The sequence below is a fragment of the Micromonospora sp. CPCC 205546 genome (genome assembly GCF_036902715.1).
Taxonomy (GTDB): Bacteria; Actinomycetota; Actinomycetes; order Mycobacteriales; family Micromonosporaceae; genus Micromonospora.
The window spans coordinates 24803-42661 of record NZ_JBAKHL010000057.1; the positions used below are offsets into that span (position 1 = coordinate 24803).

General features: G+C 72.7%; 17 protein-coding genes. 11 read left to right on the plus strand and 6 right to left on the minus strand.

Annotation, left to right across the window (positions count from 1 at the left end; translation table 11 throughout):
* Positions 1–81: 81 nt before the first annotated feature.
* Both V6U77_RS23240 and ispH read left to right on the plus strand, forming a co-directional pair.
* Positions 82–666: a TetR/AcrR family transcriptional regulator gene (locus V6U77_RS23240; protein ID WP_334608740.1), complete on the plus strand. Its 585-nt coding sequence runs from the start codon at positions 82–84 to the stop codon at positions 664–666.
* A gap of 201 nt (positions 667–867) precedes the next feature.
* On the plus strand, positions 868–1812 hold the full coding sequence (ispH, locus tag V6U77_RS23245) for a 4-hydroxy-3-methylbut-2-enyl diphosphate reductase (protein WP_334608741.1): 945 nt from the start codon (positions 868–870) through the stop codon (positions 1810–1812).
* Between the two features lie 108 nt (positions 1813–1920).
* Here ispH and V6U77_RS23250 read toward each other — a convergent pair whose 3' ends face one another.
* On the minus strand, positions 1921–2862 hold the full coding sequence (locus V6U77_RS23250; protein WP_334608742.1) for an isopenicillin N synthase family dioxygenase: 942 nt from the start codon (positions 2860–2862) through the stop codon (positions 1921–1923).
* Between the two features lie 165 nt (positions 2863–3027).
* On the opposite strand from V6U77_RS23250, the gene V6U77_RS23255 reads away from it, so the two are divergent.
* The 7 genes from V6U77_RS23255 to V6U77_RS23285 all read left to right on the plus strand — a co-directional run bounded on the left by V6U77_RS23255 (position 3028) and on the right by V6U77_RS23285 (position 12205).
* Positions 3028–3894 carry a helix-turn-helix transcriptional regulator gene (locus V6U77_RS23255; RefSeq protein WP_334608743.1) on the plus strand — a complete coding sequence of 289 codons (867 nt, stop codon included), beginning with the start codon at positions 3028–3030 and terminating at the stop codon, positions 3892–3894.
* 291 nt (positions 3895–4185) lie between these two features.
* Entirely contained in the window at positions 4186–7185 is a 3000-nt protein-coding gene (locus V6U77_RS23260) for a non-ribosomal peptide synthetase (protein WP_334608744.1), read from the plus strand.
* Entirely contained in the window at positions 7185–7943 is a 759-nt protein-coding gene (locus tag V6U77_RS23265) for a leucyl/phenylalanyl-tRNA--protein transferase (protein WP_334608745.1), read from the plus strand. The genes V6U77_RS23260 and V6U77_RS23265 overlap by 1 nt, the downstream gene beginning before the upstream one ends.
* 18 nt (positions 7944–7961) lie before the next feature.
* Positions 7962–8705 carry an N-acetyltransferase gene (locus tag V6U77_RS23270; RefSeq protein WP_334608746.1) on the plus strand — a complete coding sequence of 248 codons (744 nt, stop codon included), beginning with the start codon at positions 7962–7964 and terminating at the stop codon, positions 8703–8705.
* Positions 8702–9751 carry a methyltransferase gene (locus V6U77_RS23275; RefSeq protein WP_334608747.1) on the plus strand — a complete coding sequence of 350 codons (1050 nt, stop codon included), beginning with the start codon at positions 8702–8704 and terminating at the stop codon, positions 9749–9751. The genes V6U77_RS23270 and V6U77_RS23275 overlap by 4 nt, the downstream gene beginning before the upstream one ends.
* Positions 9752–9844: 93 nt before the next feature.
* Positions 9845–11569 (plus strand): acyl-CoA dehydrogenase family protein, encoded by a 1725-nt coding sequence (locus V6U77_RS23280; protein ID WP_334608749.1) that lies wholly within the window; start codon positions 9845–9847, stop codon positions 11567–11569.
* 3 nt (positions 11570–11572) lie between these two features.
* Complete coding sequence (locus V6U77_RS23285) at positions 11573–12205, plus strand: hypothetical protein (protein WP_334608750.1); 633 nt, start codon at positions 11573–11575, stop codon at positions 12203–12205.
* Between the two features lie 28 nt (positions 12206–12233).
* Here V6U77_RS23285 and V6U77_RS23290 read toward each other — a convergent pair whose 3' ends face one another.
* Genes V6U77_RS23290 through V6U77_RS23300 form a run of 3 tightly spaced genes read right to left on the minus strand, consistent with a single transcriptional unit; the run spans position 12234 to position 14080 of the window.
* Positions 12234–12719, minus strand: coding sequence for a pyridoxamine 5'-phosphate oxidase family protein (locus V6U77_RS23290; protein WP_334608752.1), 486 nt, complete (start codon positions 12717–12719; stop codon positions 12234–12236).
* 3 nt (positions 12720–12722) lie between these two features.
* On the minus strand, positions 12723–13220 hold the full coding sequence (locus V6U77_RS23295) for a YbaK/EbsC family protein (protein ID WP_334608753.1): 498 nt from the start codon (positions 13218–13220) through the stop codon (positions 12723–12725).
* Positions 13217–14080: a 3-hydroxybutyryl-CoA dehydrogenase gene (locus V6U77_RS23300; RefSeq protein ID WP_334608754.1), complete on the minus strand. Its 864-nt coding sequence runs from the start codon at positions 14078–14080 to the stop codon at positions 13217–13219. The genes V6U77_RS23295 and V6U77_RS23300 overlap by 4 nt, the downstream gene beginning before the upstream one ends.
* Before the next feature lie 239 nt (positions 14081–14319).
* Between V6U77_RS23300 and V6U77_RS23305 the strand changes: the two genes are divergently transcribed.
* Positions 14320–15552, plus strand: a complete 1233-nt coding sequence (locus V6U77_RS23305; RefSeq protein ID WP_334608756.1) for a cytochrome P450 family protein — start codon at positions 14320–14322, stop codon at positions 15550–15552.
* 238 nt (positions 15553–15790) lie between these two features.
* Here V6U77_RS23305 and map read toward each other — a convergent pair whose 3' ends face one another.
* Positions 15791–16609: a type I methionyl aminopeptidase gene (gene map, locus V6U77_RS23310; protein WP_334608757.1), complete on the minus strand. Its 819-nt coding sequence runs from the start codon at positions 16607–16609 to the stop codon at positions 15791–15793.
* Positions 16610–16684: 75 nt separating this feature from the next.
* Here map and V6U77_RS23315 point away from each other — a divergent pair, with 75 nt between their 5' ends.
* Complete coding sequence (locus V6U77_RS23315; RefSeq protein WP_334608758.1) at positions 16685–16951, plus strand: helix-turn-helix transcriptional regulator; 267 nt, start codon at positions 16685–16687, stop codon at positions 16949–16951.
* 35 nt (positions 16952–16986) lie between these two features.
* On the opposite strand, the gene coaD is transcribed toward V6U77_RS23315, so the two are convergent.
* On the minus strand, positions 16987–17598 hold the full coding sequence (gene coaD / locus V6U77_RS23320) for a pantetheine-phosphate adenylyltransferase (RefSeq protein WP_334608759.1): 612 nt from the start codon (positions 17596–17598) through the stop codon (positions 16987–16989).
* Positions 17599–17859 lie beyond the last annotated feature (261 nt).

The window sequence follows — 17859 nt, forward strand, 5'->3', positions numbered from 1 at the left end:
CCTCCGCTAAGTCGAACGGTAGTGTTCAAGTTACGCGGATACGTTAACTCATACATGCCTGTTCGACTTAGGGGAAGTTCCATGACTCGCCCATTGGCAAAGCCGAGCCGTCGCGCCGATGCCCAGCACAACGCGGAGCGGATCCTCCGGGCGGCGGTGAGCTGCCTGAGTCGTGACCCCGACGCCAGCGTGAGCGAGATCGCGCAGGCTGCCGGGGTGGGCCGGGTGACCCTCTACGGTCACTTCCCGTCCCGGGAAGCCCTGGTCGAGGCCGCGCTGACCCGGGTGCTGGCCGAGGGGGAGGAGCTGCTGGCGGGCCTCGACCTGACCGGCGACCCGCGGGACGCGCTGCGCGTCCTGATCCGGTCGAGCTGGCTGCTGATCGCCCAGTCGAGCGCCGTCCTGGCGGCGGCGCAGGCATTCCTGCCGCCCGAGCGCGTGCACGAGCTGCACGCCGAGCCGGCGCGGCGCGTCGACCAGCTCATCCGCCGGGGGCAGGAGGAGGGCGTGTTCCGGGCCGACCTGCCGGCCAGCTGGCTGACCAGCGTCCTGCACCACGTCATGAAGGGCGCGGCCGCCGACGTGGCCACCGGGCAGGTGGACCGGGCGGAAGCCCCGCGCCTCATCTCCGAGACGGTCCTCGCCGCCTACCGGGTGGACGGATAGCGCGCACGCCGGAGTGACCCGGCCCGCCTGCCCACGCCTGCCGCGGGCCGGGCACCCGCCGCCGCGGCCCCGTCGAGGGCGGCCTCCGCCCGCGGGTCGGGCGGCATTCGGCGTACGGCGCGTCGTCGGCCTCCACCGCGACCCCACCGGATTGCGAGGAGACGGCTCGATACTGCGGAGATACGTGGGAAGGAGTGCGCGATGTCCGTAGTCGAGTCCGTAACGGTACTGCTCGCGGCACCGCGTGCGTTCTGCGCCGGTGTCGAGCGTGCCATCGAGATCGTCGAGCGTGCGCTCGCGAGCCGGGGCAGCCCGGTGTACGTGCGGAAACAGATCGTCCACAACGCGCACGTCGTCGCCGACCTGGAGTCGCGCGGCGCCGTGTTCGTCGAGGAACTCGACGAGGTGCCCGTGGGCGCGACGGTGGTGTTCTCGGCGCACGGGGTGTCGCCCGTGGTGCGCGCCGAGGCCACCCGGCTGGGTCTGGAGGTCTTCGACGCGACGTGCCCACTGGTGGCGAAGGTGCACTCGGAGGCGCGCCGGTACGCCGACCGTGGGGACACCGTGCTCCTGGTCGGGCACGCCGGGCACGAGGAGACCGAGGGCACGCTGGGCGAGGCGCCGGAGCGGATGCTGCTCGTGCAGTCGCTGCAGGACGCGCACACCGTCGAGGTCCCCGACCCGGACCGCGTGTCGTACCTGACCCAGACGACGCTCGCCGTCGACGAGACCGTCCAGGTGCTCGACGTGCTGCGCCGACGGTTCCCCGCGCTGCGTGGCCCGTCCTCGGCCGACATCTGCTACGCCTCGACGAACCGGCAGACGGCGTTGCGTACGGTCGCCGAGGAGTCCGACCTCGTGCTGGTCGTCGGCTCGATCAACTCGGCGAACACGCAGCGGCTCGTCGAGCTGGCCCACCGCGCGGGCCGGCCGGCCCACCTCATCGAGGACGCGGCGCAGATCCTGCCGGAATGGCTGGTGGGTGTCGGCACGATCGGGATCACCGCCGGCGCGTCCGCCCCGCCACACCTGGTCTCGGGGGTGGTCGAGGCGCTGCGCGCCCGAGGGCCGGTGACCGTGCTGGAGCGTGAGGTCGCCCGCGAGACGGTCGAGTTCACCATGCCGGGCGCGGTGCGCTCCCTCTGACACCGCGCCACCCGGCGTCCGCCCCCGCCACCCGGATGCTCCGCCCGCCGCCAGCCGCCGCCCGCCGGCCGCTGTCGTGGGCGGTCGGCGGGCGGGGCTAGCGGTCGGCTACGCGGAAGCCTGGTACGTCGACTGCATCTTGTGCGAGAACCACTCGCCGACGGTCACCCGGTCGAGACCGGCCTCGGCGCTCGCCTGCGCCAGCGGACGCATGGGCTCGATCGTGGCGTCGTGGTTGGGCAGGTAGAAGAAGGGGATGGAGACGCGCGAGGGCGCGTCCGCCCCCTGCGGGTTGACCACCCGGTGCACGGTCGACGCCCACCGACCGCCGGTCCAGAACGACATCAGGTCGCCGATGTTCACCACGAAGCTGCCGGGGATCGGGGGTACGTCCAGCCAGTCGTCCTCGTCCCGGCGCACCTGGAGCCCGCCCAGCTCGTCCTCCACGTAGAGCACCGTCAGGCTGCCCCAGTCGGTGTGCATCTCCCGCCGCAGCACGCCGTCGTCGGGCGCCGGGTAGTAGTAGTTCGCGATGATCAGCGACACGTGCTCGTCGAACTTGCCGTCGAAGAAGCGCTCCGGCAGCCCGAGCGCGAGCGCGAACAGCCGCATGATGTCCGCCGACAGCTCGGTCATGGCGGCGATGTACTCGTGCCAGACCGCCTTGAAGTCGTCGTCCGGCCAGATGTTCGCCGCCTTCCAGGTGGCCGGGTGCGTGCCGAGGCTCGCGCGCTCCTCGTCGCCGAGGTCACCCGTCACGTGTGCGGCGAACGCCTCGTAAGGGCCGCCGGGGCGGCGCAGGCCCGACACCCCGGAGCCGCGGTTCGCGCTCCTGTCCTTCTCCTCCTCCGGTTGGGTGAAGTAGCTCTTCGTGGTGGTGTACATGCGGGTCACCAGGTCGTCGGGCACGCCGTGCCCCACGACGGCGAAGAACCCCGAGCCCTCACACGCCTTGCCGATGGCCGCCGCGATGGCCGCGCGTCCCTCGGCGGTGGTGCGGCCCGACAGGTCGATCGTCGGTACGAAATCCTGGACCACAACGGGTGCCACGGCTGCCCGCCTCTCTTGCGACGTCGTTACATTGATGGAAGCAATCTCGGGTCATTCGCCGGGAAGTTGCTGCGGTCCCGCTTCCCCCATGCGTGGTAATTGCTCGACGCACCTGGTGGTAAGGCAACGTTGAGGCCCGCAGACATTCATGTGCACGATTGTGTTGTGACATACGAGGACGAGCAGTTGTCGCAGCTGGCCGGGACGCTCGCCGAGGCGGGCCGCCCGCTGCCCGGGGAAGCCGGGGGTCGGCTCGCCGCCGACTGGTCGGGCGTCGTGGCGGAGCCGGCCGTGCGCCGGCTCGTCGCCGCCGCGGCGGGGGACGGGCTGCTGCTGACCGCGCTGCTCGAGGGGATCCGCGTCGAGGGCGTCACCGACTCACCCGGGCGGGCGCGGACGCCCCGACGGGTCCAGGAGGTGGTGCGGGCCACGCTGCGCGGCGCGCCGGCCGGGTCCTGGCAGTTGTTGCGGGTGGCCGCCGTGCTCGGCCGCTCCTGCCGGCTCGCGGAGTTGGCGACCATGACCGGGCGGAACACCGCCCAGATGCTGCCGGACCTGGACGCGCTGCTCGACGCGGGCCTGCTCGACTGGGCGGGCGACGACCTCGTCTTCCGGAACGAGCTGGTGTGGTGGGCGGTGCTCGACGCGCTGCCGCCCGCGGTCCGGCAGGCGCTTCGCGCCGATCGCGACCGCCTGCGCCGGGGGCGGGCCGCACCCGGCGCGCCCCGCGTCGCCGATCCGTCGGTGGAGCCCGTGGTCCCCGCCGAGCTGCGGCGCAGGATCGGGCTGCGCTCCGCGGCCGTGGCCAGCAAGCACCGCCCGGACGCCGGCGGCGCGTGGGAGTCGTTCAGCGGCGTCGAGCGGGCGATCGCGCGACTCGTCGCCGAGGGCATGACCAACCGGCAGATCGCCACGCGGGTACGGCTGTCGCCGCACACCGTCAACTACCACCTGCGCGGTCTGTTCCGCCGGCTGGGCATCTCCTCGCGGGCGGAGCTCGTCCGCCACGTGCCGGCCTCCTCGGCGGCGTGAGGGCGCGCTGCGGACCTTCCCGTCGCACGGGGTCCGGCGGCGCGGCCGACCGTCGTCCGCCGCGCCGCCGCGCCTTTTCCGGCACGATTCAAGTCGAATTCCACTAAGGGTCGACCGTGCCTTGACGACTACCCTGATGAGTAGTGCCGATTCGGGATCCGCGCTCATTCTGGTAGTCGGAGGGACCGCCGTCAGGCAGTAATGTCGCCCGTATCGAAATTCGTTGGGTCAGCGGCAGGTAATCCACGGGTACGACCGTGCTCACACCCGAGGGAAAACATGAACATCCGTATGCAACCGCGTGTCCACGAACTTGTCGCCGCCCGCGCGGCGTCGCAGCCCGACCGGATCGCGATCGTGCAGGGCGACGCGCGCATCAGCTACGCGGAGCTGGAGCGCCGGGCGAACGGCCTGGCCCGCCACCTCGTCGACCGGGGCGTCGGCGCGGACCGCGTGGTCATGGTCCACCTGGAACGCTCCATCGACGCCGTCGTCGCCCTGCTCGCCTGCTGGAAGGCGGGCGCGGCATACCTGCCGGTGGATCCGGGGCTGCCGGACAGCCGGGTCGAGGCGTTCGTGAAGGAGACCGACTGCACCGCCGTCGTCACCCACGAGCGGGACGTGGCGCGCTTCGCCGACCTGCCGGTCACGGCGCTCACCGCGACCGTCGCCGACGGCCTCGCGACCGCCCCCGCCGTGGCGGTGAACGGCGGGGACGCCGCCTACGTCATCTACACGTCGGGCTCGACGGGCACGCCGAAGGGCGTGGTGGTCAACCACGACTCGCTGAGCCACCTGTGCGGGGAGCTGGTCGGCCGCTACGGCGTCACCCCCGACGACCGGGTGCTGCAGTTCGGCGCGCTCTCCTTCGACACCTCCATCGAGCAGATCACGGTCGCGCTGCTCGGCGGCGCGACGCTCGTGCTGCCGGAGCTGAGCTGGGCGCCCAGCGAGCTGCCGGAGCGGCTGCGCCACCACGGGATCACCGTGATGGACCTGACCCCCGCGTACTGGCGCCGGTTCCTCGCCGAGGTCGGCGCGGGGGCCGCCGACCTGCCGGTCCGACTGGTGATCGTGGGCGGCGAGGCGGTCAACGCGGAGGACTGCCGCACGGCGCTGGGCCTGATGCCGGGGGTCCGGCTGCTCAACGCCTACGGGCTGACGGAGACCACCATCACCTCCTGCCTGATGGACCTGAGCGCCGACGTGCTGCCCGCCCGGGGCGCCGCCCCCGTCGGCCGGCCGCTGCCCGGCACCGCCGTGTACGTCCTCGACGAGAACGACCGACCGGTCGCCCCCGGCGAGCGCGGCGAGATCCACATCGGTGGTCGCGGCGTGGCGCGCGGCTACCTGACCGAGGACGACGCCGGCCGCTTCCGCGCCGACCCGTTCGCGCCCGAGCCCGACGCGCGGATGTACCGGACCGGTGACCTGGGCGCCTGGACCGCCGAGGGCAACCTCGAGGTGGTCGGGCGCATCGACCGGCAGGTCAAGATCCGCGGCTTCCGGGTGGAGCCCGGCGAGATCGAGGCGACGCTGGCGGCACACGAGGGCGTCGACACGGTCGCCGTGACCACGTACGAGCACGACGGTCAGCGGCGTCTCGTCGCGTACCACACCGGCCCGCGGCCACTCGACGCCGCGGAGCTGCGCGAGTTCACCGGCCGCTACCTGCCCGGCTACATGGTGCCGACGGCGTTCGTCGCCCTCGACGAGCTGCCGCTGAAGGCGAACGGCAAGGTCGACCTCGCCGCGCTGCCCGCGCCCGGCCCGGCCCTCGTGCCCGACGCGACGGACGACACGCCCGTCGACCTGGTGGAGCGCGGCGTGGCCCGGCTCTGGGGGCAGGTGCTCGGCGTGCCCCGGGTGCTGCCGGACGACAACTTCTTCGCGCAGGGCGGCAACTCGATCCTCGCCGCCGAGCTGCTCGCGAAGATCCGCGGCTCCTTCGGCGTGCTCATCACCCAGGTACGCCCGCTGATCCGGCTGCTGCTGGAGGACGCGACGCCGCGCGGACTGGCGCGGGCGGTGCGCGAGGCCCGGGAAGGCACGCTCGCCGGCGACGACACCCGCAAGCGGGTCGACTTCGCCGCCGAGACGCAGCTGGACGTCCAGATCCGTCGTGAGGTGTCCGACGAGCCGCGCTGGCAGGACCCCCGCCACGTGTTCCTCACCGGCGCCACCGGTTTCCTGGGCATCTACCTGCTGCGGGAGCTGCTGGACACCACGGACGCCGTCGTGCATTGCCTGGTGCGCGCGGACGGCCCGGAGCGGTGCCTCGCCCGCATCCAGGCCAACGCGCGGCACTACTTCGGCGAGGACCTCGCCGGTCACCAGGCGGCGGGGCGCATCGTCGCCGTGCCCGGTGACCTCGCGGCACCCGGGCTCGGCCTGTCCGAGGCGGCCTTCGACGAGCTGGCGCGCACGGTCGACGTCATCCACCACCCCGGCGGGGCCGTCAACTTCATCTACCCGTACTCGCACATGCGGCCGGCGAACGTCGACGGGACCCGCGAGATCATCCGGATGGCCGCGCGGCACCGCAACGTGCCGATCCACTACACGTCGACGATGGCGGTCGTCGCGGGCTTCGGCACCGCCGGCGTACGGCAGGTCGACGAGGACACCCCGCTGGCGTACGCCGACCATCTCTCCGTCGGATACGTGGAGAGCAAGTGGGTGGCCGAGGCCCTGCTGCACCGCGCCGCGGAGCAGGGGCTGCCGGTGGCGATCTACCGGGCCGCCGACATCTCCGGCGACCGGGTCAACGGCGCGTGGAACATCGCCACCGAGATGTGCGCGATGAAGAAGTTCGTCGTGGACACCGGGACGGCCCCGGTCGCGGAGCTGCCGCTGGACTACACGCCGGTCGACGTGTTCGCCGCCGCCGTCGCGCACATCGCCAGGACCGCCCGGCCCGCCGGCGAGGTCTACCACCTCACCAACCCCGGGAAGGTCAACATCTCGGTGCTGGTCGAGCGCCTGCGCGCGCACGGGCACGACATCCGCGAGGTCCCCTGGGCCGACTGGCTCGACGAGATGGTACGGGTCGCGGTCGAACAGCCCGACCATCCGATGACCCCCTTCGCGCCGCTGTTCATCGACCGCTGCGCGACCGGCCAGATGAGCGTCGCGGAGATGTACCTGGAGACGACGTTCCCGGCCTTCTCCCGCACCAACGTGCAGCAGGCGCTGCGGGGCAGCGGCATCGAGATCCCGACGGTGGACGCGGAGATGCTCGACCGCTACATCGGCTACCTGACCCGCACCGAGTTCCTGCGGGCCGCGTGATGGGCTGGCAGACGCTCGACCTCGTCGACGCCCCCACCGAGGGCCCGGTCGCCTTCGGCGACGACCTGGGCGCCGCGACCCTGCTGGACGCCTACCGGCACGGGCTGTTCCCGTTCCCGGCCGACACCGAGGAGCGGAAGATCGTCAGCGAGTTCACCTACGAGGCGGACGTCGCCGCCGGCCGGATCGCCGTGCTGGCCGGCAGCGCCGACCCGTACGCCGTGGCCTGGTGCTCGCCCGATCCCCGTCCGGTGATCCACGTCGACCGGGCCCGCATCCAGCGCAGCCTGCGCCGGCAACTGCGCAACAAGGTCGAGTGGACGACGACGCTCGACGCCTGCTTCGACCGGGTGGTCCAGCACTGCCGCGTGGGCCGCGAGCCCCGGTGGCTGACCGACCCGCTCGTGTCGGCGCTGCGCGAGCTGCACGCGGCGGGGCACGCCCACAGCGTCGAGGTGTGGGAAGGCGACGAGCTGGTCGGCGGCACGTTCGGCGTACGGGTCGGCGGCGTGTTCAGCGCCGACTCCCAGTTCGCCCTGCGCAGCGGCGCGGCCAAGGTGGCGGTCGCGTGCCTGGTGCGGCGCGTCGCGGACAGCGGCGGCGTCGCCGTCGACGTCCAGCACGACGGCGACCACGCGAAGCTCATCGGCGCGGTCGCGGTGCCCCGCTCGGAGTACCTGGCGCTGCTGCGCAAGCACGCCGACGACGACTGCGCCATGCCCGCGGACCCGCTGCCCGCGCGCAGCCTGGCCGCCTGACCGACGGAGGTGACCCCCATGCGCGTGTCGACCCTCGCGGAGCGACCGGACCTGCTCGACGGGATGCTCCACATGGAGGCGTCCTGGCCGGAGTACATCCCGCCCGAGCCGATGGTGGTCGGCTGGGCCCTCGAGCGGTACCCGGAGCACCAGCTCGTCGTCGTCGACGCCGACGACGCGGTGATCGCCCGCGCGGCCAGCGTGCCCTTCGCGTGGGACGGCGACCCGGCGAGCCTGCCCGACACCGGCTGGGACGCGGTGCTGGGGTTGAGCATGCTCGACACCGCCGCCGGCCGCGAGCTCACCGCGCTGTGCGCGCTGGAGATAGCCGTGGTGCCGGGCATGCAGTCCAGGAACATGTCGGGGCGCGTCCTGGCGGCGGTCAAGGACAACGCCCGCCGGCACGGCTACCGCGACGTCGTCGGGCCGGTCCGGCCCAGCGGCAAGCACGCCGAGCCGCACGAGCCGATGACCGGGTACGCCGCCCGGACCCGCGACGACGGGCTGCCGACCGACCCGTGGCTGCGCGTCCACGTCCGGGCGGGCGGTCAGGTCCTCGACGTCTGCCCGGCCTCCATGACGATCTCCGGGAGCCTCGCGCAGTGGCGCGCCTGGACGGGGCTGCCCTTCGACACCAGCGGACCGGTCGTCGTGCCGGGTGCCCTGACTCCGGTCGAGGTGAACGTCGACCACGACCACGCCGTCTACGTCGAACCCAACGTGTGGGTGCGACACCCCCTCGTGGAAAGGCATGCCAGATGACCAGCACCGTCCCGGCCACCTCGGCCCCGAAGATCCGCAACCGCGCCGCGCTGATCGAGATCATCGGCGGCTACATGGCCTCGCAGTCGGTCGCGCTCGCCGCCGAGCTGAAGCTCGCCGACCACATCCACGACGGCCGCACCACGAGCGCGCAGCTCGCCGAGGCGACGGGCACCCACGCGCCGTCGCTGCACCGGCTGCTGCGGACCCTCGTGGCCGTCGGCCTGCTGGCGGAACCGGCGCCGGGCGAGTTCCGGCTCACCGAGGTGGGCGAGCAGCTGCGCACCGACTCGCCGGACTCGCTGTGGGCGTTCACCCGGTTCTTCACCAACCCCGCGCTCTTCTCGTCCTGGCAGCAGGTGCGGCACTCCGTCGAGACCGGTGAGTGCGCCTTCGACCACGTGCACGGCAGGAACGCCTACGTGCACCTCGCCGAGCACCCCGAGCTGTCGGCGCTGTTCAACGTGGCGATGGGGCAGGAGTCGCGGGCCTCCGCCCAGTTCGTCGCCGACGGGTACGACTACTCCGGCGTGCGTACCGTCGTGGACGTCGGCGGTGGCGACGGGACGCTGCTCGCCGCGATCCTCGGCACCCACGGACATCTGACCGGGGTGTGCTTCGACAGCGCCGCGGGCGTCGCCGAGGCCGCCGGCGTGCTCGCCACCGCCGGGGTGGCCGACCGCTGCGAGATCGTCGCGGGCGACTTCTTCTCGTCCGTGCCGGGCGGCGGCGACCTGTACGTCATCAAGAGCGTCTTCCAGGACTGGAACGACGAGAACGCCCGCAAGCTGCTGAGCACGGTGCGCGCGCACATGCCCGCCGCCGCGACCCTGCTGATCGTCGGATCGGTGCTGCCGGACACCGCGAACACCGACAACCCGGTGATGTTCTACACCGACATCAACATGCTGGTGACCGCCGGCGGACGGGAGCGGACCGAGAGCGAGTTCCGGGCCCTGCTCGCCGAGACCGGCTTCACCGTCGAGTGGTGCGGGCACGGCGCCGCCGGCCCGCTGTCCCTGATCAAGGCCGTGCCGGCGAGCTGACCCGCCTCGCGGTCGTGTCGCGTCCGCCCTGGCGGGGCGGACGCGGCACGACCGTGTCCCCGATCCACCGCACCCGTCGACCGGGAGGCAACCATGTCCAGACCGAGTTTCGGCAGCGAGCTCCTGCGCGGCAGGCTGCGGGTCGACCTGCTCGATCCGCTGCCCGAGACCGGGCTCGACGCCGACGCCGAGGCGTTCCTCGCGCGGCTGCGCGCGTTCTGCACCGACAAGGTGGACGGTCGGCTCATCGAGCGCGAGGACCGGATCCCCGACGAGGTGGTCGACGGCCTGCGCGACCTCGGCGCGTTCGCCGTCAAGCTCCCCCGGGAGTACGGCGGGCTCGGCCTGTCGGGGGTCTGCTACCACCGCGCGCTGATGATCGTCAGCAGCGCGCACTCCTCGCTCGGGGAACTGCTCGCCGCACACCAGGCGATCGGCCTCATCCAGCCGCTGCGGCTGTTCGGCACCGACGCGCAGAAGCGCGAGCTGCTGCCGAGGTGCGTACGCGAGATCTCCGCCTTCGCCCTCACCGAGCCGGACATCGGCAACGACCCCTTCCGGATGCGGACGACCGCCACCCCCACCGACGACGGCGGCTACCGCCTCGACGGGGTCAAGCTGTGGACGACCAACGGCACCATCGCCCACCTGATCGTGGTGATGGCCCTGGTCCCGCCGTCGGAGAGCGGTCCGGGAGGCATGTCCGCGTTCGTGGTCGAGACCGACGCGCCCGGGGTCACGGTGGAGCACCGCAGCTCCTTCCTGGGCCTGCGCGGCCTGGAGAACGGCGTCGTCCGGCTGCACGACGTCCGGGTGCCCGCGAGCCGGCGGATCGGCCCGGAGGGGCAGGGGCTCCAGGTGGCGCTCGCCGCCCAGGACACCGGCCGGCTGTCGATGCCCGCCGTCTGCGCCGCCGCCGCCAAGTGGAGCCTGAAGATCGCCCGCGAGTGGTCCGGCGTACGCGTGCAGTGGGACCGGCCGATCGGCGAGCACGAGGCGGTGGCGGGCAAGATCGCCTACATCGCGGCGACCGCCTTCGCCCTGGAGGCCATGGTCGAGGTGTCCGGCCGGCACGCCGACGCCGGCCTGCTGGACACGCACACGGAGGCCGAGCTGGCGAAGCTGTTCGCCTCGGAACAGGCGTGGCGCGTCGCCGACGAGCTCATGCAGATCCGGGGCGGTCGCGGATACGAGACGGCGGAGTCGGCCGCGGCCCGTGGTGAGCGCGGCGTCCCCGTCGAGCAGCTCTTCCGGGACCTGCGCATCGGCCGGATCTTCGACGGCTCCAGCGAGGCCTTGCGGGTGTTCGTCGCCACCGACGCGCTGGCCGACGAGGCGGATCCGGCCGACCGGCCCACGCCGGGCACGCCGCCGCCCGGCTTCGGCGTGCTGGCCGGGCACCTGTCGTTCGCCGACGCGACGGGCGCCGAGCTGGCCGGGCACCTCGCCGACGGTCGGCGGCGGTGGGGCGAGGCGGTGGCGCAGCGGCAGCTGTTCCTGGGCCGGGTCGTGGACGTCGCCGCCGAGCTGTACGCGATGACCGCCGCCTGCGTCTACGCCCGGGCGCTCGGCGGCACGGCTGTCGAGCTGGCCGACGCGTTCTGCCGTCAGTCCCGCCAGCGGGTGGCCGAGCTGTGCCGCCGGCTGTGGGACAACACCGACGGCGACGACGTCGCGGTCGCCCGGCGCGTGCTGGACGGCGGCTTCACCTGGTTGGAGGAGGGCGTGCTCGACGCGTCCATCGAGGGGCCGTGGATCGCCGAGCCCGCACCGGGGCCGGCGACCGGGCCGAACCTGCACCGCACGATTCGGAGGTGACCCGTGGACGAGCACGTGGCAGAGCTGGTGGCACAGGGCCGGCGATCGCTGGAGATGGCACCCAACCGCTTCCTGGAGCAGCTGGAGCGCGGTGAGGTGCCGACCGACCGGTTGGCCGCACTCGCCGGCGAGCTGCACCACCTGGTGTCCAGCGACCGGAGCAGTTTCGCGTTCCTGGCGGCCCGCTTCCCCGAGCCGCTGTTCCTGGCGATGGCGGCCGCCGAGGAGGAGGCGCTGGGCCTGCTGCCGGCCTTCGCGGCCGCGGTGGGGCTGGGGGAGAAGGAACTGCGGGCGTACGAGCCGCGACCGCTGGCCCAGGCGTACCCCGCCTTCGTCGTCCGGACCGCCGTGTTCGGGCCGCGCTCGGCGATCCCGCTGGCGTTGCTGGTCAACGTCGAGGAGTCGGGCGGCTTCTACGCCCGGGTGGCCGACGCGCTCCAGGCCCGCTACACGTTCTCCGACGAGGCGGTCGCCCACTTCCGCTACTTCGCCGAGACGCCGGAGGAGGTGCTGGAGCAGGCGGCCGGGGTGGTGTCGACGGGCCTCGCGGCGGGCGACGACCCGGTGCAGGCCCTGCGCGCGGCGCGGATGGTGCACGCCTACGAGGCGGTGTTCTGGGCGACGATGGCCGACTGACCCCGGAACCGGGGTGGACCCGCCCCGCTCAGGGCAGGTCCACCTCGATCCGGCGGTCGATCCGGTCCTCGATCCAGGTGCTGGTGTCGACGAGCCACACGCGGTCCACCGAGACCTGGTAGATGCGGTGCTCCGCCGGCGCCAGCAGGGCCGACACGGGCAGGGTGTACTCCGCCCGTGTCGCCTCGTCCGGCAGCAGGGCGTCGTAGAACGTCGCGTGGTGCGCGTGCACCTCGTCGGCGGTCAGCTCCCGGCAGGTGCCGGTGAACTGGGCGCCGTCGACCTCGGTGAGCCCGCCTCCGGTGACGAAGAGGGCCCCGCTCACCGTGGGTCGGGCCGCCACGTGCCTGCTGTGCCGCGACTGCGTGGCGGAGCCGAACAGCAGGCGCAGCGGGTCGGGCAGCCACGCGTACTGCAGCACCGCGGTCCATGGTCGACGCTCGGGGGACACGGTGGACAGGGAGAGGTACTTCGCCTCGGCGAGGACGCGGTGCAGGCGGCCGGCGAGGTCCACGCTTCAGCCCACCTCCGCCAGCGACGTCTGAGCGACGTACGCGATCCGGGGCCCGGCCAGGCGTACGTAGTCGCGCGTGTCCAGGGCCATCGACATGTCGAGCCGGGCGGCGTTGAAGTAGATCTCGGGCTCGTCCAGCAGCCGGGGGTCCACCACGAGTTCCAGGTCGTCGCGGAAGCTGAACGGGATGATCGTGCCGCTGACGCAGCCGGACAGCTCCTCCGCCGTCTGCCTGGTCGCGAACGACACGTAGGTGCCGTCCCACATCCGCCGCAACTCCTCGAGCGCGACCAGCCGGTCGCCGGGGACGACGGCCAGCACGAATCGGTTCGTCTTCTTGCCGAGCTTGACCCGCGCGACGATGCACTTGGCCGCCTGGGACAGCGCGTGGCCGCGCAGCCGGCTGGCCGGGGAGGTGACGCCCTGCGGCTCGTGCGGGATGAGGCGGAACCGCGCGCCGTGCGACTCCAGCAGCTGGACGAGCCGCTCGTACGTGTTCATCGCCCGTACTCGTAGAAGCCCCGGCCGCACTTCTTGCCGAGCATGCCGCCGGCCACCATGCGGGCGAGCAGCGGCGGCGGCGAGTAGTGCGGCTCCCGGAACTCCCGGTACAGCGACTCGCTGATGGCGGCCACGATGTCGAGCCCGATCAGGTCGACGAGGCGCAGCGGGCCCATGGGGTGCGCGCAGCCGAGCGTCATGGCCTTGTCGATGTCGGTCACCGTCGCCATTCCGGACTCCACCATCCGCACGGCGGAGAGCAGGTACGGGATCAGCAGCGCGTTCACCACGAAGCCCGCGCGGTCCTTGGCGCGGACGACCTGCTTGCCGAGCACGTCGGTGACGAACGCGTCGGCCGTCTCGACGGTCCGCGCGGAGGTGCGCACCGAGCCGACGACCTCCACGAGCGGGAGCACCGGCGCGGGGTTGAAGAAGTGGATGCCCACCACCTGCTCGGGTCTGGCGGTGACGCCGCCGAGCTTCACGATCGGCAGCGAGGACGTGTTGGAGCCGAGGATCGCGTCCTCGTCCTCGACGACCTTGTCGAGCGTGGCGAACACGTCGAGCTTGATCGACTCCTGCTCCGAGGCGGCCTCGATCACCAGCTGCCGGTCGGCGAAGTCGGTGAGGTCGGCCGTGAAGGACACCCGGGCCAGTGTCGCGTCCCGGTCCGCCTCGCTCAGCTTGCCCCTGCCCACCGCGCGGTCCAGCGACGCGGTGAGCCGCGCCCGGCCCGGCGCGAGGGAGGCCGGCCGCGACACCGCGACGAGCACCTCGAGCCCGGCCCTCGCGCACGTCTCGGCGACCCCGGCGCCCATGACCCCGCACCCGACGACGCCGATCCGGCGAATCCTGTCCATGTTTCTGCCTCCGCACACGCGTTAACAAATGGGTTGTCGCGGAATTCGGTGAGTAGGGCGGGATCGCCGCTCCCTGACACGTGTCGTGGAAGGACGATAGGCTGGTCCGCTGGCGTCACGCAATGATGTGCGCCTTTGTCCAGGCGGATTCACGTCGGGTGCGAGAAAGCGGTTACCCGCCAGTTCCCGATCGACAGTTACCTTTTTTTGCGTTCCCTCATCCTCGTAGGAGGCGCACTATGGTCGACTTCAGCGCTGCCCCCACCGCCCAGATCGACAGCCGCGGCGGCAAGTGCCTGTACGCGCAGATCGACGAGTTCCGCGCGGCCGGCCCCGCCGTGGCCGTCGAGCTGCCGGAAGGCATGTTGGCGTGGTCGATCACCCGCGGCGACGTGGTCCGGCGCCTACTGACCCATCCCGGGGTCTCCCGCAACGTCACGAAGAACGTGCCCAGCTACACCCCGGGCGAGATCAAGTGGCTGTCGCCGTGGGTGGACGTCGAGTCCATGTCCACGGCGGAGGGCCGCGAGCACCAGCGTCTGCGGCAGCTCGTGGCACCCGCGCTGACCCCGAAGCGGATCGACGCGATGCGCCCGCACCTGGAGCTCATCGCCCGACGGCTGCTCGACGACCTGGCCACGCGCCCGTCGGACGAGCCGGTCGACCTGCACACCACCTACTCCCAGCAGTTGCCGACCAGGATGATCTGCGACCTCTTCGGGGTGCCGGACGACCTGCGGCCCGAGGTGCTGCGCATCCTGCGGGTGGTGCTGAACACCGACAACGTGCCGGAGGAGGAGTCGGCCGCGGTCTACGTCGACATGAACGTCGCCATGCGTACGCTGATCGACCTCAAGCGCCGCGAGCCGTCCGACGACCTGACGAGCTTCCTGATGGCGGCCCGGGTGGAGGGCGAGGAGCCGCTCGGCGAGCAGGAGCTGGTCGACATGCTGCTGCTGCTCATCGGCGGCGGCAGCCAGACGACCGTGACGCTGATCGACCACACGGTCCGCGAGCTGCTTGCCCACCCGGACCAGCTGGCGACCCTGACGGCCGACCCGGCCCGCTGGCCGGACGCGATCGAGGAGGCGCTGCGGGCGCACTGCCCGGTGGCGGCACTGCCGATGCGCTGGGCCAAGGAGGACATCGACCTGGGGGAGGGCGTCGTCATCCGGGCGGGCGACGCCATCCTCATCAGCTACCTGGCGCACGGCCGCGACCCGGCCGTGCACCAGGACCCGGGGACGTTCGACATCGACCGGGAGAACAAGGAGCACCTCGCGTTCGGGGCGGGCCCGCACTTCTGTCCCGGCGCCCGGCTGGCACGGCTGGAGGCGGCCGTGGCCGTGCCGGCGCTGTTCGCGCGCTTCCCGCGCCTCGCGCTGGCCGTGTCGCCGGAGGAGATCCAGCCGCTGCGCTCGTTCATGGCGAACGACGTGGCGTCGCTGCCGGTGCTGCTGAACCACAGGTAGCCACCGGCTGCTGCTGCCGGACCGCGGGCAGCTGTCACCGCGCCACCCGCCCGGAACGGGTCGGGCGGCGGCGCACCGGATCACGCGTGGTGGCCCCGGCGGTCGAGCCGACCCCCGGGGGCCACCGCGTCGGACCGGTGGTGCCGCCGCCGTCGCGGTACGCGCACGCCGGGCCCCGCCTGCCGCGCGCGGCCGGTCCCGGCCGCGACGACCACGAACGCCGCCCGCCCGCAGCCGGTCAGGGGGCGGTGGCGGGCGTCCTGGTGGGGTCGGCCGGGGCGCCGCCGTGGGTGGGGCGGCGGGTCAGGACCTGGGGGCCGGAGTCCGTGATGGCGACGGTGTGCTCGGAGTGGGCGGTGCGGGAGCCGTCGGCGGAGCGGATCGTCCAGCCGTCGTCGTCGAACCTGATCTTGTCGGTGGAACGGCAGAACCAGGGCTCGATGGCGATGGTGAGGCCGGGGTGGAGCTTCATCCCGCGGCGGGCGCGGCCGTCGTTGGCGACGTGCGGAGCCTCGTGCATGGTGCGACCGATGCCGTGGCCGCCGAACTCGGCGTTGACGCCGTAGCCGTAGGATCGGGCGACCTCGCCGATCGCGGCGGAGATGTCGCCGAGGCGGCCGCCGGGCTGGGCGGCGGTGATGGCGGCCTCCAGTGCGACCTCGGTGGCCTCGATCAGCTCCAGGTCGGCCGGGGCGGCGGTGCCGACGACGACGGAGAGCGCGGAGTCGGCGACCCAGCCGTCGATGCCGAGCGCCATGTCGATGCTGAGCAGGTCGCCGTCGCGCAGGACGTAGTCGTGCGGCAGGCCGTGCAGCACCGCGTCGTTGACCGACAGGCACAGCACGTTGCGGAAGGGGCCGCGGCCGAACGAAGGGGCGTAGTCCCAGTAGCAGGACTCCGCGCCGCGCTCCCTCATCCGGCGGCGGGCGTGGTGTTCGAGGTCCATCAGGTTGACGCCGACCGCGGCGACACCGCTCAGCTCGGCCAGCAGCTCGCCGACGAACTGGCCGGCCACCGCCATCCGGCCGATCTCCTCGGTGGACTTGAGCTCGATCACGGCAGCCTCCCTCTCGCGTGGCGGTATTTTTATACCACGTCAGGTCGGGTCGCTGCGGTGGGATATCCTGCTGGCATGGTTCGCCAGCCACTCACCGCCGCACAGATCGCAGCGGGCCAGCGCCTCGGAGTCGCCCTCCGGGCCGCGCGGGCCGGCCGCGGTCTCGCCGAGGTGGCCCTGGCGGCCGGCATCTCCCCCGAGACGCTGCGCAAGATCGAGGCCGGCCGCCTCCCCGCGCCGGCCTTCGGCACCGTGGTCCGTCTCAGCCAGGCCCTCGACGTCCCCCTCCACGAGCTGGCCGACGTCTGGCTGGCCGACATGCCCGTCCGCCAGGCGTCCTAGCCCTCCGGCGCCACCCGGTCCTGACGCGGCCAGCCTCAGGAACCTGCCGGCGGCGGTCCGCCGGGGGTTCGCCGATGTCCCGCGGTCCGTGGCCAGGTGGGCGAAGGTGGCCTCCCCAGCGTGCGCACCACGGTTGACGACACCGCGGCCAGTTCGGGCTGCGCAGGCAGAAACACCGTGGGGACGCCCAGCGCCTGGTTCATCGCGGCGAGCTGGTACTCGGTCTGAAGGTCGGTGGTGTTACGCACGCCGCGGACGATCACCTGCACCTCATGGTGACGGCAGTAGGCGGAGGTCAACCCGCTCCAGGCCGCAACGGTGACGGAGGCCCACCCGACCGGCAGGAGGGCCCGGACAGCGGCCGCTCGCTCCTCCTGGTCGGTGACCGGATGCTTGCTGCCGTTGACCGCCACGAGCACGACCACCTCGTCGAAGAGCTCGCGTGCCCGGTTCACCACGTTCAGATGCCCGGGCGTGAAGGGATCAAAGCTGCCGGGGTAGACGGCCCGTACGCGTACGCGACCGGGGGCGGGTGCCGTCGAAGGCCTCGTTGCCGGCTGCCGCCGGTCGGGGGCGTCGTGCAGAGGCGCGCTCTGCTCAGCTGCGTGCCGGCGGAGCCGGACCCGCGCGCCTTCGTCGGTGCTCATGGCCCGACTGTAGGTATCGGCTGTCGGATGCGCTGGCCCCGGGCGTGGGCGACATGTCACAGCGCCGTGGACACCTCCGGCCCCCGCCATTCGCCGGCTCTCCGGCAACTGCGTGCCTTCCACGGACCGGACGCGCCGCCGCAGGTCGACACCGATCTCCGGCCGCCGGGTCAGTGGGCCAGTACGGGGATCTGGATTTTGGCGTCGTGTTCGAGGATGCGTTGTTGGAGTTGTTGGAGGTCGCGGCCGGGTTCGAGGCCG